14 protein-coding genes are annotated in these 13,598 nt (G+C 69.3%); 9 read left to right on the forward strand and 5 right to left on the reverse strand.

Annotation, left to right across the window (positions count from 1 at the left end; genetic code table 11):
- The first annotated feature begins 29 nt into the window (after positions 1-29).
- From rpmG to AB0M67_RS29610, 3 genes are all read left to right on the forward strand, one after another.
- Positions 30-194 carry a 50S ribosomal protein L33 gene (rpmG, locus tag AB0M67_RS29600; protein ID WP_365750393.1) on the forward strand — a complete coding sequence of 55 codons (165 nt, stop codon included), beginning with the start codon at positions 30-32 and terminating at the stop codon, positions 192-194.
- A gap of 64 nt (positions 195-258) precedes the next feature.
- Positions 259-516: a type B 50S ribosomal protein L31 gene (locus tag AB0M67_RS29605; RefSeq protein WP_365750395.1), complete on the forward strand. Its 258-nt coding sequence runs from the start codon at positions 259-261 to the stop codon at positions 514-516.
- Between the two features lie 312 nt (positions 517-828).
- Positions 829-1,071, forward strand: a complete 243-nt coding sequence (locus tag AB0M67_RS29610) for a DUF397 domain-containing protein (protein ID WP_030354490.1) — start codon at positions 829-831, stop codon at positions 1,069-1,071.
- A 91-nt stretch (positions 1,072-1,162) separates the two neighbouring features.
- Here the strand turns inward: AB0M67_RS29610 and AB0M67_RS29615 are convergent, their stop codons facing one another.
- Positions 1,163-1,660 (reverse strand): ATP-binding protein, encoded by a 498-nt coding sequence (locus AB0M67_RS29615; protein WP_351393169.1) that lies wholly within the window; start codon positions 1,658-1,660, stop codon positions 1,163-1,165.
- Positions 1,661-1,977: 317 nt separating this feature from the next.
- Here AB0M67_RS29615 and AB0M67_RS29620 point away from each other — a divergent pair, with 317 nt between their 5' ends.
- From AB0M67_RS29620 to AB0M67_RS29640, 5 genes are all read left to right on the forward strand, one after another.
- Entirely contained in the window at positions 1,978-2,859 is an 882-nt protein-coding gene (locus AB0M67_RS29620) for a helix-turn-helix transcriptional regulator (protein ID WP_365750397.1), read from the forward strand.
- A gap of 63 nt (positions 2,860-2,922) precedes the next feature.
- Positions 2,923-4,389, forward strand: a complete 1,467-nt coding sequence (locus AB0M67_RS29625) for an aldehyde dehydrogenase family protein (protein WP_365750399.1) — start codon at positions 2,923-2,925, stop codon at positions 4,387-4,389.
- Between the two features lie 98 nt (positions 4,390-4,487).
- Positions 4,488-5,129: a PadR family transcriptional regulator gene (locus AB0M67_RS29630; protein ID WP_365750401.1), complete on the forward strand. Its 642-nt coding sequence runs from the start codon at positions 4,488-4,490 to the stop codon at positions 5,127-5,129.
- Positions 5,130-5,237: 108 nt separating this feature from the next.
- Positions 5,238-6,263: an ATP-binding cassette domain-containing protein gene (locus AB0M67_RS29635; protein WP_365750519.1), complete on the forward strand. Its 1,026-nt coding sequence runs from the start codon at positions 5,238-5,240 to the stop codon at positions 6,261-6,263.
- A gap of 92 nt (positions 6,264-6,355) precedes the next feature.
- Complete coding sequence (locus tag AB0M67_RS29640; protein WP_365750521.1) at positions 6,356-7,102, forward strand: ABC transporter permease; 747 nt, start codon at positions 6,356-6,358, stop codon at positions 7,100-7,102.
- 79 nt (positions 7,103-7,181) lie between these two features.
- On the opposite strand, the gene AB0M67_RS29645 is transcribed toward AB0M67_RS29640, so the two are convergent.
- Positions 7,182-8,618 (reverse strand): glutamate decarboxylase, encoded by a 1,437-nt coding sequence (locus tag AB0M67_RS29645; RefSeq protein WP_365750403.1) that lies wholly within the window; start codon positions 8,616-8,618, stop codon positions 7,182-7,184.
- A gap of 82 nt (positions 8,619-8,700) precedes the next feature.
- On the reverse strand, positions 8,701-9,987 hold the full coding sequence (locus AB0M67_RS29650; protein ID WP_365750405.1) for an ion channel protein: 1,287 nt from the start codon (positions 9,985-9,987) through the stop codon (positions 8,701-8,703).
- Between the two features lie 254 nt (positions 9,988-10,241).
- Between AB0M67_RS29650 and AB0M67_RS29655 the strand changes: the two genes are divergently transcribed.
- Positions 10,242-11,015 (forward strand): VTT domain-containing protein, encoded by a 774-nt coding sequence (locus AB0M67_RS29655; protein ID WP_365750407.1) that lies wholly within the window; start codon positions 10,242-10,244, stop codon positions 11,013-11,015.
- A 45-nt stretch (positions 11,016-11,060) separates the two neighbouring features.
- Here AB0M67_RS29655 and AB0M67_RS29660 read toward each other — a convergent pair whose 3' ends face one another.
- A complete protein-coding gene (locus AB0M67_RS29660; RefSeq protein WP_365750523.1) occupies positions 11,061-12,728 on the reverse strand; it encodes a threonine/serine exporter family protein in 1,668 nt (555 codons plus the stop codon).
- Between the two features lie 217 nt (positions 12,729-12,945).
- Positions 12,946-13,440, reverse strand: coding sequence for an inorganic diphosphatase (locus tag AB0M67_RS29665; protein WP_003968257.1), 495 nt, complete (start codon positions 13,438-13,440; stop codon positions 12,946-12,948).
- Positions 13,441-13,598: the final 158 nt, after the last annotated feature.

Here is a 13,598-nt window from a genome sequence, read left to right on the forward strand (position 1 = left end):
AATGGAAACCATTTCCATATACTAACCCCATGGCACGCAACGAACTGCGCCCGATCATCAAGCTCCGCTCCACCGCGGGGACCGGCTACACGTACGTCACGCGCAAGAACCGCCGTAACAACCCGGACCGCCTGACGCTGCGCAAGTACGACCCGCTCCTCCGCCGGCACACCGACTTCCGTGAAGAACGCTGACGACAGAGCGCTCGCGAGAGAACGCAGACCAGAGAACGAAGACGCCGAGAACGAAGAGGCCGACATGAAGCCCGGAATCCACCCCGCGTACCAGCCCGTCGTCTTCCGCGACAAGGCCGCCGACTACGCCTTCCTCACCCGCTCGACCGCGACCGCCGAGAAGACGGTCGTCTGGGAGGACGGCCACACCTACCCCGTCATCGATGTCGAGATCTCCTCGGCGAGCCACCCCTTCTATACGGGTACCGCGCGCGTCCTCGACACCGCCGGCCGCGTGGAGCGCTTCGAGCGCCGCTACGGCCGCCGCCCCGAGGCCCATTGATGGGCGACATCGACAGCAGACTGCCCGTCGCGATCGTCTGCGGGCTGCACTCCACGGGCTCCCCGCGTTCGGATCGCGCGGGGAGTCTTCCTGTCTTCGCGGGGTACCCGAACAACCAGTCGGTCGGGGAAGGGATCCGGAAGGCCCTGAAACGCGTCTCTATGGAGAAGCGGGGTAACCGGGGTCGGGGGCGGCGGCTGTAACCAAAGGAACACCCCGCGTGCACGTGCATTTGCTCATGCATCAGCACATGAAACACAGCTATGATCCGAGAAAGTTGACGACTGCACCTTGCAACTCGGGGAGCGACCTGTGCACCACGTGTACAACGGCATTACGGCCACAGAGCTTCACGGAGTCGTCTGGCAGAAGAGCAGGCACAGCAACTCCCAAGGATCGTGCGTGGAGTTCGCCAAGCTGCCCGGCGGCGAGGTGGCGGTACGCAACTCACGCCACCCCGACGGTCCCGCGCTGGTCTACACGATCGCCGAGATCGAGGCCATGCTGCTGGGCGTCAAGGATGGGGAGTTCGACCATCTGACGGCGGGCGGCTGAGCACGCCCGCCGGTACCAGTACGTAGCAGACGTACCAGACGTACCAGACGTACCAGACGTACCAGTGCCGGTACGTACCGGCGCCGGCCGGTCAGTCGGCCGTCCGTAGCTGGAACAGCGCCCAGACCACCTTGCCGTGCAGCGATCCCGCCAGCGGATGCCAGCCCCAGGTGTCGCTGAACGACTCGACCAGGAACAGCCCCCGGCCCGACTCCGCCGCGCAGTCCTCCTCGGTCTTCCGCGCCTCGGGGCTCGCGTGACTGGGGTCCCGTACCGCGCATACCAGCCGCGACGACCACCGCATCAGGTGCAGCCGTACGGAAGCGTCCTGGGGCTCGCGCGGGGTGTCGGCCGGCAGGGCGTGCCGCAGCGCGTTGGTGACGAGTTCGGAGACGACCAGCGCGACGTCGTCGAAGCGGTCGCTCAGCTCCCACTGGGTCAGGGTGTTCCTGGTGAACTGCCGCGCCCCGCGCACCGCTTCATAGCGGGCGGGCAGTGCGCACGACACCGAACCCGCGGCCGCCGAGGGGTCGATGGGGGGAAGCCCCTGCCTTAACGGCTCAAGCATGGTCGATCCATTCGTCCCCATGCGAAGCACTCCCGGGATTCGCGGCCGTAGCGTTACTGCGGTGGTCCAGCGTCAACATCACGTCAATCACGAACGAGCACGCAGGTGCGCGGGGACCATGGTTCCGAATGCGTACGGCAGATGCAAGGGCAGATGCACGTGCACGCGCCGGACTTCGCCCGTCCCGTGCCGTTTCTGGAGTATTTCTTCCCGTGACCAGTTTTACTCTCTCCGCAAAGCCTTCTTATTTCCGTAATCGAATGAGTACGGGCTGAAGCGTTTTGATGGCAGAATCCGGCACTTGGAGTTCGGGGGTGCTCCGGGGAGATCCACATGTGATGGGGAGGGTTGGAGACGTGACCGCAGCCGAATCGGGCGGTTCCGTGGTGCGGCGCATCCTGCTGGGCTCACAGCTGAGGCGGCTGCGCGAGACGCGCGGCATCACACGTGAGGCCGCCGGCTACTCGATCCGTGCATCCGAGTCCAAGATCAGCCGTATGGAGTTGGGACGGGTGAGCTTCAAGGCCAGAGACATCGAGGACCTGCTGACCCTCTACGGGGTCGCCGACGAGGGCGAGCGCGCTGCCCTTCTCGGCCTTGCCCGGGAGGCCAATGTCGCGGGGTGGTGGCACAGCTTCGGCGATGTGCTGCCCGGCTGGTTCCAGACATATATCGGTCTCGAAGGTGCCGCCTCACTGATCCGTATCTATGAAGTGCAGTTCGTGCACGGTCTGTTGCAGACCGAGGCGTACGCGCACGCCGTCGTCACCCGCGGCCAGCCCGAGGCGCCCCGCGCCGAGGTGGATCGCCGTGTCGCGCTCCGGCTGGAGCGGCAGAAGGTCCTCGTGTCCGAGCGGGCACCGCGCTTTCACGCCATCCTCGACGAGGCGGCGCTGCGCCGCCCGTACGGCGAGCGCTCCGTGATGCAGGGGCAGTTGAGGCATCTGATCGAGATCTCCGAGCAGCCCAACATCACGCTCCAGGTGATGCCCTTCAGCTTCGGCGGCCACGCGGGCGAGAGCGGCGCCTTCACCATGCTGAGCTTCCCCGAGTCCGATCTCTCCGATGTCGTCTTCCTGGAGCAGCTGACCAGTGCGCTGTATCTGGACAAGCGCGAGGAGGTCGCCCAGTACGAACGGGTGATGGGGCGACTACAGAAGGACAGCCCGGGACCCGAGGAGAGCCGAGATGTCCTGCGCGGACTACTCCAACTGATCTGAGACATCAGTACGATGGCGTCATATCAGGAGTTTGCACCTGCAGCACCTGCAGTAAGGGATCGCATGTCCTACTTCACCGACCTGGCCCACCAGTACATCGACGGCGAGTGGCGGACCGGCAGCGGCTCGTGGGACATAATCGACTTCAACCCGTACAACGGCGAGAAGCTCGCGGCCATCACGATCGCCACGGTCCGGGAGATCGACGAGGCGTACCGCGCCGCCGAACGCGCCCAGCGCGACTGGGCCGCGACCAATCCGTACACCCGTCGCCGGGTCTTCGAGCGTGTCCTCAGGCTGGTCGAGGAGCGCACGGACGACATCGTCGAGGCGATCATCGACGAGCTGGGCGGTACGCGGCTCAAGGCGGTGTACGAGGTCACTCTCGCGCAGGAGTTCCTGCGCGAGGCGATCCAGCTGTCGGTGCGGCCCGAGGGCCGGATCCTGCCGTCCCCGGTGGACGGCAAGGAGAACCGCGTCTACCGGTTGCCGGTCGGTGTCATCGGCGTGATCAGCCCCTTCAACTTCCCCTTCCTGGTGACGATCAAGTCGGTGGCGCCCGCGCTGGCGCTCGGCAACGCCGTCGTGATCAAACCCAACCAGAACGCGCCCGTCGTCGGGGGCGGACTCATAGCCAAGCTCTTCGAGGACGCGGAGCTGCCGGCCGGACTGCTCAATGTCGTGGTGACGGACATCGCGGAGGTCGGGGACGCGCTCATCGAGCACCCCGTACCGAAGGTGATCTCGTTCGCCGGCTCGGACCGGGTCGGCCGTCATGTCGGCGCCGTGGCGGGCGGCAACTTCAAACGGGCCATTCTCGAACTGAGCGGCAACAGCGCCCTGGTCGTCCTCGACGATCTCGATGAGGCGGGGCTCGACTACGCGGTGGACGCGGCGGTCGTGAGCCGTTTCGTCTACCAGGGCCAGGTATGTATGGCGGCCAACCGGATCTTCGTGGACCGCGGCGTCGAGAAGCGGTTCACCGAGAAGTTCGTGGCGAAGGTGGCCTCGCTCAGGACCGGTGATCCGCGCGACCCCGAGACCCAGATCGGCCCGGTCATCAACACCTTCCAGGCGGACGCCCTGACGGCGCTGGTGGACCAGGCGCTGACGGAGGGCGCGACCGCGCTCGTCCGTGGGCGTACGCGCGGCAATCTCGTGGAGCCGACGGTGCTGGCGGGCCTGGACGAGAACTCCCCGCTGATGCAGCAGGAGATCTTCGGCCCCGTGGTGCTGCTGATCCCGTTCGACGGGGAGGACGAGGCGGTACGGCTCGCCAACAACACGCCGTACGGGCTGAGCGGGGCCGTGCACACCGCGAACGTGGAGCGTGGCGTCGCCTTCGCCAAGCGGATCGTGACCGGCATGATGCACGTCAACGACTCGACCGTGCAGGACGAGCCGCTGGTGGCCTTCGGCGGCGAGAAGTTCTCGGGGCTCGGCCGGCTCAACGGCGACGCGACGGTGGAGGCGTTCACGACACAGAAGTGGATCTCGGTGCAGCACGGCCGCACCACGTTCCCCTTCTGAGTCCCCAGGGCCGAGTCCCCGGGTCCGAGTCCCCGGGCCGGCCGGTGCCGGTCCGGGCCCCGCGGGGGTGTCCGGCTCAGGCGTCATAACCTGGAGCAATGTCACCGATCCGTCTCCTCGTGCTCTGCGCGGTCCGCCAGCATGGCCGGGCCCACGGCTATCAGGTGCGCAATGACCTGGAGTACTGGGGCGCCCACGAGTGGTCCAACGCCAAGCCCGGCTCGATCTATCACGCGCTCAAGCAGATGGCGAAGCAGGGCCTGCTGCTGGCGCACGAGGTCGCGCCGAGCACGGTGGGCGGGCCGCCGCGTACCGAGTACGAGATGACGGAAGCGGGCCGCGAGGAGTATCTGCGGCTCGTGCGTGAGGCGCTGACCGTCTACGACCAGAAGATGGACGTGCTGTCGGCGGGGATCGGCGCCATCGTCGATCTGCCGCGCGCCGAGGTCGTGGAGCTGCTCAAGGAGCGCGTGGCCGCGATCGAGGCCTGGCGGGCCGCGGTGACCGAGCACTATGTGCCCGAGGACGGCCCGGAACAGCTCGGGCACATCGGCGAGATCATGAACCTGTGGGTGCATTCGGCGGACTCGGGCGCGGAGTGGACGCGGGGTCTGATCAAGCGCATCGAGGGCGGCGCGTACTCCTTCGCGGGTGAGGGCGAGCCCTTTGTGGCGGTGCTCGGCGAGGACGAGGAGAACCCGTACGCGACGGGCGTTCCCCATGACGGAGATCTTCGCTAATCAAGTTTGACCAATCGGGAGGCCGGGGTTACCCTTCCGGCTCGGTAGTCAAGTTTGATTACTGGGTGGGAGGCGAAGACATTGACCGATGTGACCGACGTGATCGATGTGGCCGACGTGATCGTGGTGGCGGGAGCGCGGAAGCGGTACGGCGAGAAGCGGGCCCTCGACGGGTTCGATCTGACCGTGGAACGCGGCACGGTGCACGCCGTGCTCGGGCCGAACGGCGCGGGCAAGACCACGGCCGTACGGATCCTGACCACGCTGCTGTGGCCCGACGAGGGGCTGGTGCGGGTGGCCGGGCTCGATGTGCGGACCCACGCGCGTGAAGTACGGCGAAGGATCGGGCTGCTGGGGCAGCACGCGGCGCTCGACGAGGAGCTGGGCGGCCGGCAGAACCTGGAGATGTTCGGACGGCTCTACCACCTCGGCGCCCGGCGCGCGGGGGAGCGGGCCGACGAACTGCTGGAGCGGTTCGGGCTGGCGGACACCGGGCGCAAGGCCGTCAAGCAGTACAGCGGCGGTATGCGGCGGCGGCTCGATCTGGCCGCGTCCCTGATCACCGACCCGGAGGTGCTCTTCCTGGACGAACCGACGACCGGACTCGATCCGCGCGGCCGGGCGGAGGTGTGGAGCGCGGTGCGCTCGCTGGTCGGCGGCGGTACGACCGTCCTGCTGACGACGCAGTATCTGGAGGAGGCCGACCAACTCGCCGACCGTATCTCGGTGGTGGACAGCGGACGGGTCATCGCGGAGGGCACGGCGGACGAACTCAAGGCGCGGATCGGCGGCGACCGCATCGATGTCGTCCTGCGGGACGCGGACCGGCTCGCGGACGGCGCGCGGGCGCTGGCGCGCACAACGGGTACGTACGCCGTCAGTACGGACGTGGACCGGCGGCTGCTGAGCGCGCCGGTGGCGGACCGGATGGCGGCGCTGACGGAGACCGTAAGGGCCCTGCACGCGGAGGGGATCGAGGCGGAGGACATCGCTCTGCGCCGGCCGACGCTGGACGAGGTCTTCCTCCATCTCACGGGCAAGGACGCCGGCACGGAAGCCGCCGGTGGGGACGGGGACGACGGCGCCCCACAGGACCGGCGCGAGCGGCGCGAGCAGCGGGAGGTGACGGCGTGACGACGGTGAACGCCACGGCATCGGCGTCCACGGGCGCGGACACGACCCCGGAAGGCAGCGGGCTCGGCTGGGCGCTCGCCGACTCCTGGACCATGACCCGGCGCGAACTCGCCCACTGGGCACGGCAGCCGGTCCAGGTCGTGGTCGGGCTGGTCTTCCCGGTGATGCTGCTGCTGATGTTCGGCTATCTCATCGGCGGCGGACGGGAGATCGAGGGGGCGTACGTCGAGTTCCTCGTCCCCGGCATGCTCGCACTGACCATGGCCTTCGGTCTGGAGTCCACGATGCTCGCCGTCACCCAGGACCTGAACAAGGGGGTGGTGGACCGATTCCGTTCGATGCCCATGGCGTCCTCCGCGGTCCTGGTGGGGCGGAGCGTGGCGGACATGCTCCAGTCGGCGGTCAGCCTGATCGTGATGACCGGCGTCGGCTACGCGATCGGCTGGCGCTGGCACGGCGGCGCCGCGGCGTTCCTGGGCGCTCTCGGACTGCTGCTGCTGTTCCGGTTCGCGATGCTCTGGCTCGGGATCCAGCTGGCGATGGTGGCGGGGCGGCCCGAGATGGTGCAGGCGGTGCAGATCCTGGTCTGGCCGATCGGCTTCCTCTCCAACGCGTTCGCGACACCGCAGTCCATGCCGGGCTGGCTGGGCGCGGTCGTCGAGTGGAACCCGATGTCGGCGACGGCGACGGCGGTACGCGATCTGTTCGGCAACCCGGGCGGGCCGGGCGGTTCCTGGGCGGCGGAGCACGCCGGGACGCTGGCGGTCCTCTGGCCGGTGGCGCTGCTCGCGCTCTTCTTCCCGCTGGCGGTACGGCGGTTCGGCAGGCTCAGCCGCTGACCTCGCGGGGCGTCGGTCCCGCCCCCGGAGAACGGTTCCGGGGGCGGGACCTCGCGGCATGAGATCGACTGGACAGGACCTAGTGATGGAACGCCGTCGCCCTCGCCTTGTCCCGGCCCAAGGGGTGCGGCTGGCCGCGCAGTTCCGGAAGTACCCGCTCCAGGTCGGCCACCAGCAGCGCGCCCAGATCGGCCGAGAAGCCATTGCGGCAGACCACCCGCAGGACGGACAGATCCTGGCGGTTGGCGGGGAAGGTGTACGCGGGCACGAGCCAGCCGTGCTCGCGCAGCCGGCGCGAGACGTCGAAGACATCGAAGGACGTCACGCCGGGGGCGGTGGTGAACGCGAACACGGGCAGTTCGTTCCCCCGCGTGAGCAGCCGGAAGTCGCCCATCTCCTCGATCCGTCCGGCCAGTTTCCCGGCGATGTCCCGCGCCGTCTGCTGGACGGCGCGGTAACCGTCCCTGCCGAGCCGCAGGAAGGTGTAGTACTGCGCCACCACCTGCGCGCCCGGCCGGGAGAAGTTCAGCGCGAACGTGGGCATGTCACCCCCCAGGTAGTTGACGCGAAAGACCAGTTCCTCGGGGAGTTCGGCGGGCGAGCGCCACAGCGCCCAGCCGACGCCCGGGTAGACCAGCCCGTACTTGTGCCCGGAGGTGTTGATGGAGGCGACGCGCGGCAGCCGGAAGTCCCAGACCAGGTCCTCGTCGAGGAAGGGCGCCACCATGGCCCCCGACGCCCCGTCGACATGGACGGGGATGTCGAGCCCCGTACGCTCCTGGAGCGCGTCCAGCGCCGCGCACAGCTCGGCGACGGGTTCGTACGAACCGTCGAAGGTGGAGCCCAGGACGGCGACCACCCCGATGGTGTTCTCGTCGCAGAGTTCGGCCGCGGCCAGCGGGTCGAGATGGAAGCGCTCGCCCTCCATGGGCACCTGCCGCGCCTCGACCTCCCAGAAGTTGCAGAACTTGTCCCAGCAGACCTGCACGTTGATGCCCATGACGAGATTGGGCCGGGCCGTCGCCGGATAGCGCGAGGCGTTGCGGGCGGCCCAGCGGCGCTTGAGCGCCAGCCCGGCCAGCATGCAGGCCTCGCTGGACCCCGTCGTCGAGCAGCCGACGGTCGTCGCCGGATCGGGGGCGTTCCAGAGGTCGGCGAGCATCGCCACACAGCGCCGTTCCAGCTCGGCGGTGCGCGGGTACTCATCCTTGTCGATCATGTTCTTGTCCCGGCACTCCGTCATCAGGGTCGTGGCCTGCGGCTCCATCCAGGTGGTGACGAAGGTGGCGAGATTGAGCCGCGAGTTCCCGTCGAGCATCAGCTCGTCGTGGACCAGCTGGTACGCCGTGTCCGGTGGGGTCGGGACATCGGGAAGCCGCTGGGTGGCCGGCGCCGAGGTCATCTCGCTGGTGGGATCGGCCTCCCCGTAGAAGGGGTTGATCGAGAGCCTGAGCATCTCCTCGCGTTCGCTCCGGGGCACTCCGGCCGCCTTGTCCGCGCCTCGGTGCAGTGGCATCGGCGAATCTCCTCGCGTGGGTACGGTTCCCACCGCGAGAATACGGACGAACGGTACGAACCGCCCGTCGGGGCCGGGCCGGTCAGTGGAGAGGTGTGCCGTCCTCGCGAAGCTGCATCTGGGGGCGGCCCGTCACCAGCAGCCAGGCCACCGGCGCGGCGACGCACAGCAGCGGCAGCACATTCAGGTCGGCGACCAGCACCGCCGCGGTGAACAGGCTGAGCCAGCCCTGCCGGGTGATCGCGAGCAGAATGCCGAGCACCCCGCAGACCACCCCCAGGCTGGGCTGTACGGCCGGGACCAGCGCGTGGGCGCAGAGACCGAGCGCGACCCCGACGAAGACGGCGGGGAAGATCCGCCCGCCGCGGAAGCCGCAGGCGGCGGCGGTGAGCAGCGCGGCCATCTTGACCACCGTCATCAGCGCGAACGAGCCGGCCGACCAGCCCTCGGGGTCGGCGGCCAGGGTCTTCACCTCGTGCAGCCCCTTGAACAGCGTCAGCGGCCCGCCGAGCGCCCCCAGCAGACCGAGGACCAGTCCGCCCGCGGTGACCGCCAGGACGGGGTGGCCGAGGCGCCGGAAGAAGGCGTGGACGTACGGGAACGCGTAGACGGCCGCCAGCCCCAGCGCCGCCGCGAGCGGGGTGATCACGAGTGCCACCAGTAGATCGCTCCAGTGGGTGCCGGTGTACGCGGGCAGCGCGAGGTCGAAGGTCGGATGGGCGACCAGGACGGTGATGAGCGCGCCCGCGCCGGCCGCGAGCAGCGGGCCGAACAGCGCGTCCCAGAGCGAGTCGGGGCCCGGCCGCGCGGCGAGCGTCTCGGTGAGGATCAGCGCGGCTGCCACGGGCGTACCGAACAGCGCCCCGATCGTGCCCGCGGCGGCGAGCGAGAGCCAGAGAGCCCCCGGCGTGCTGGGCGCCGCCTTGCGGCCGAGCCAGTAGGCGAGCGCCATATTGACGGCCGTGATCGGATTCTCCGGGCCGAGGCTCACCCCGCCGGCCAGCGCCAGCACCGTGACCACCAGCAGCCCCGGCACCACCCCGGGCGGCATCGGATCGTCGACCAGTCCTGTGGTGGCCGGGTCGGGTCCGGCGTGCCCGTGCACCAGGCGTACGACGATCCCCACCGCGAGCCCGGTGGCCGTGAGCATCACGACGATCCAGAGCGTGGAGTAGCGGCCGATCCCGAGAGCGTCCGGCAGCGTCTCCCAGAGCACGTCCTTCAGCCGGTCCGCGAGCGCGCTCACGCCCAGCAGCACGAGCGCCGAGGCCGCGCCGACCACCAGGGCGGGCACGGCCAGCGGCAGCAGGGTACGGGCCGAGGGGGACGGGGCGGGAGACGGGGCGGCGGGCGGGGAGTCAGGAGGCACGCGCTCACCGTAACCACTCGTCACCTTCCGTAATGGCCCCCACGGCGCGACCGCGCCCGGGAAGGGAACCGGGGCCCTCGGCTTTGGGAGGGTCTGCCCCGGCTGCGTCCGGTGTGGGCCCCCGGCCGGATCCGGAGTGCGTCGGTAAGGGGCCGGGTGGAACCTGGAAGGGCAGGTAGGCGTTGATAGCTTGTGCGCGGCCGACCACGCCGAATTGACGATCGACCGACTAATGACACAGGAGTCCGGAACCCGTGACCACCCTTGCGCTCGGACCCAGCTGGCTGGATCCGGATTATCTGATCGGGACCTTCGGACTGATCGGTGTTCTGGTCATCGTCTTCGCCGAATCCGGCCTGCTCATCGGCTTCTTCCTGCCGGGTGACTCGCTGCTCTTCACCACCGGCCTGCTGGTGACGGCCGGCACCCTCAAGACCCCGCTCTGGCTGGTCTGTCTGCTGATCGTGCTCGCCGCGATCATCGGTGACCAGGTCGGTTATCTCTTCGGCCGGAAGGTGGGTCCCGCGCTGTTCAAGCGCCCGGACTCCAAGTTCTTCAAGCAGGAGAACGTCGAGAAGGCGCACGAGTTCTTCGAGAAGTACGGCCCCAAGTCGCTGGTCCTGGCGCGCTTCGTGCCCGTCGTCCGTACGTTCACGCCGATCATCGCCGGTGTGAGCCAGATGAATTACCGCTCGTTCATCACGTACAACATCGTCGGCGGCACCCTGTGGGGCGCGGGCGTCACGCTGCTGGGAGCCGCGCTCGGCAAGATCGAGTTCGTGACCAAGAACATCGAGATGATCCTGATCGGCATCGTGGTGCTCTCGGTGCTGCCGATCGTGATCGAGTTCCTGCGGGCGCGCTCCAGGTCCAAGAAGGAAGCCGCGCGGCAGCCGGGCGTCGATGACGGTCTGGTCGGTCCGGGTACGGCCGCGACGGACGGGCGCGCCCCGATGACGCCGCCGGGCGCTCCGGGTACGCCGGGCGCCCCGGGTGGCGGTGGCCGCGGCCGGCACGCCAAGCGCTGACTCCACCGGACCCCTCGGAGACCCCCTCCGCGGCGGAGAGACCCCTCAGAAGCCGCGCGTCCGTTTGGCCGCGCGGCGGCTCGACGCCCGGCCCGCTCCCGGCACCGTGAGGAACAGCCGGGCGATCTCCCCACCGAGGTTCACCCCGACCGCGATCGCCAGCGCCAGCGCCACCGCCTGGGAGAGCGAGGTGAGCCCGCTGGCGGGCTCGTTCTGCGCGAAGCCCAGCAGTCCGAAGTAGGTCGCCGAGCCGGGCAGCAGCGGTCCGATCGCCGCCGTGATGTAGGGCAGCGCGGAAGCGAACTGGTAGCGCGAGAAGAGCTGTCCGAACAGCCCCACCAGACCGGCGGCGACCGCCGTCGAGGCCACCGGCGAGATACCGCCCACGTCATGCATCGCCGCGTAGACGATCCAGGCCACACCGCCGTTGAGCGAGACCATCAGCACGGTCGAGCGGTCCTGCTGGAGCAGGATCGCGAAGGCGAAGCTCAGCGTCACCGCCGCCAGGGTCTGGGCCACCGGCCGTACCTCGCTGTGCAGCGCCGCTTCCGGGGTCAGCTGCGCGTGCAGCTGAACGCCCAGATAGAGCACGAGCAGCACACCGACGACGATCGCGATGAAGAAGTACATGACTTCCAGGAGCCGGGCGGCGGCGGTGATGTAATAGCCCGTCAGCCCGTCCTGCACCCCCGCCACCAGCGCCCGCCCCGGCAGCAGCGCGAAGAGACCACCGGTGATCACGGCCGAGGGCCGGCCCTCCCACGACACATGCGGGCCGAGCAGCGTCAGCGCCACCCCCATCGCGGCGGGCGGCATCGCGGCCACCACGAACTGATAGAACTCCGGCAGCCCGCGCCCGGCGCACAGCCACGCCAGCCGGTCGCCGAGCATCGCGCCGAGCGCCGCCGCCGCGAACACCACCACGCCACCACCGACCAGCACGGACGCCGCCCCGGCCAGCAGTCCGCTGGACACGGTCAGCGCCCAGCCGGGGTACGGGTGCCGGTTACGGCGGATCTCCGCGAGCCGGCGGTACGCCTCCTCCAGCGTGACGTCCGTGTCCTCGGTGGTGATGTCGTCGATGAGCGTGTAGACGGCGGACAGCCGGGTGTAGTCGGTGCCCCGTCTGCGTACGGTCCTGCTGGCCGTCACCGGGTCGTCCACCAGCGACGGCTGATGAGAGATGGACAGCAGGGTGAAGGTGACGGTCGGTTCGCAGCGGTCGAGGCCGTACGCGCGGCTGACCGCGAACATGGCGGCCTCGACATCCTCGGCGCCCTCACCGCCGGCCAGCAGCAGCTCACCGATACGCAGTGTCAGGTCGAGCACCCGGGGGACGGCGGGCCCCTGGTCGTCGTGGCGCTGGACCCGCTCCGGTACCGGGCGCTCGCCGGACGGCATCCGCAGCAGGGTGCGCATCCGGTCCTGCCAGGGCGCTTCCTTGCTCAACTGGATCATCGGGACGCCCCGGGCGGGGGTGTACGCGTGGGGCGACGGCCGCCCACCCGTCGGCGTACCGCCCGGCAGATCGAAGGCCGAGCCCTCCGACTCGGTCGGCTGCTCCGCGCGCAGCCCCTCGGGAAGGGCGAACTCCGAGGTCGGGTGGTCGTCCTCGGGAAGCGGCGGCTGCTCCAGTCCGGGCGGCGGAGCGAAGGCGCTGTGCGCCTCGTCCGTCTGAGGCTTCCGGTCCTCCTGACCGCCGGACTCCGCCACCACCCTCTGCTCCCTCGCTCCTGGGGCCGGATCTCGTCCTGTCCGGTCGCCGCGCAGTCACACGTCTGCCCAGTATGGGCATGGACATGGACAGTCACACACGCGGACGAGTCACACACGCGGACGGGCGGCGTACCCCACGCGGGGTACGCCGCCCGTCAACCGCCTGTCATTCGTCCGGCGGCCGGTGCCCGGTCAGCGCCTGGTCAGCGCCAGGTCAGTGCGCGCCGCCCTGGGCCTCAAGTCGCTTGTACGAGGCCTCGATCTCGGCCTCGGCCTCGGCGCGGCCGACCCAGTCGGCGCCCTCGACGGACTTGCCGGGCTCCAGGTCCTTGTAGACCTCGAAGAAGTGCTGGATCTCCAGGCGGTCGAACTCCGAGACGTGATGGATGTCGCGCAGGTGCTCCACCCGGGGGTCGGACGCCGGGACGCACAGCAGCTTGTCGTCGCCGCCGGCTTCGTCCGTCATCCGGAACATGCCGATGGCACGGCACTTGATGAGGCAGCCAGGGAAGGTCGGCTCGTCCAGGATGACCAGCGCGTCCAGCGGGTCGCCGTCCTCGCCGAGGGTGTTCTCGACGAACCCGTAGTCGGCCGGGTAGCTGGTCGAGGTGAAGAGACGACGGTCAAGACGGATCCGACCGGTCTCGTGGTCCACCTCGTACTTGTTCCGCGAACCCTTAGGGATCTCGATGGTGACGTCGAACTCCACGGGTGGCTCCTCCATGATCAACACATTTGTCGGTGGTGCTGCGACTTCACGCAGGAGACCCCCCGTCCGGGAGCGGACAGCGGGCCCACTCCTGGCCGGGGTGCCATGCTCGTGGCAAGGCGCAGTGATTAAGTGTCCCCCACGCAGCAGTGTGATCG

The sequence above is a fragment of the Streptomyces sp. NPDC051662 genome (genome assembly GCF_040681655.1).
Classification (GTDB): domain Bacteria; phylum Actinomycetota; class Actinomycetes; order Streptomycetales; family Streptomycetaceae; genus Streptomyces.

Excerpts from the sequence above, each read along its gene's own strand:
- rpmG (WP_365750393.1), top strand. The coding sequence starts at position 30 with ATGGCACGCAACGAACTGCGCCCGATCATCAAGCTCCGCTCCACCGCG.
- AB0M67_RS29605 (WP_365750395.1), top strand. The coding sequence starts at position 259 with ATGAAGCCCGGAATCCACCCCGCGTACCAGCCCGTCGTCTTCCGCGAC.
- AB0M67_RS29615 (WP_351393169.1), bottom strand. The coding sequence starts at position 1,660 with ATGGGGACGAATGGATCGACCATGCTTGAGCCGTTAAGGCAGGGGCTT.
- AB0M67_RS29620 (WP_365750397.1), top strand. The coding sequence starts at position 1,978 with ATGGGGAGGGTTGGAGACGTGACCGCAGCCGAATCGGGCGGTTCCGTG.
- AB0M67_RS29625 (WP_365750399.1), top strand. The coding sequence starts at position 2,923 with ATGTCCTACTTCACCGACCTGGCCCACCAGTACATCGACGGCGAGTGG.
- AB0M67_RS29630 (WP_365750401.1), top strand. The coding sequence starts at position 4,488 with ATGTCACCGATCCGTCTCCTCGTGCTCTGCGCGGTCCGCCAGCATGGC.
- AB0M67_RS29640 (WP_365750521.1), top strand. The coding sequence starts at position 6,356 with ATGACCCGGCGCGAACTCGCCCACTGGGCACGGCAGCCGGTCCAGGTC.
- AB0M67_RS29645 (WP_365750403.1), bottom strand. The coding sequence starts at position 8,618 with ATGCCACTGCACCGAGGCGCGGACAAGGCGGCCGGAGTGCCCCGGAGC.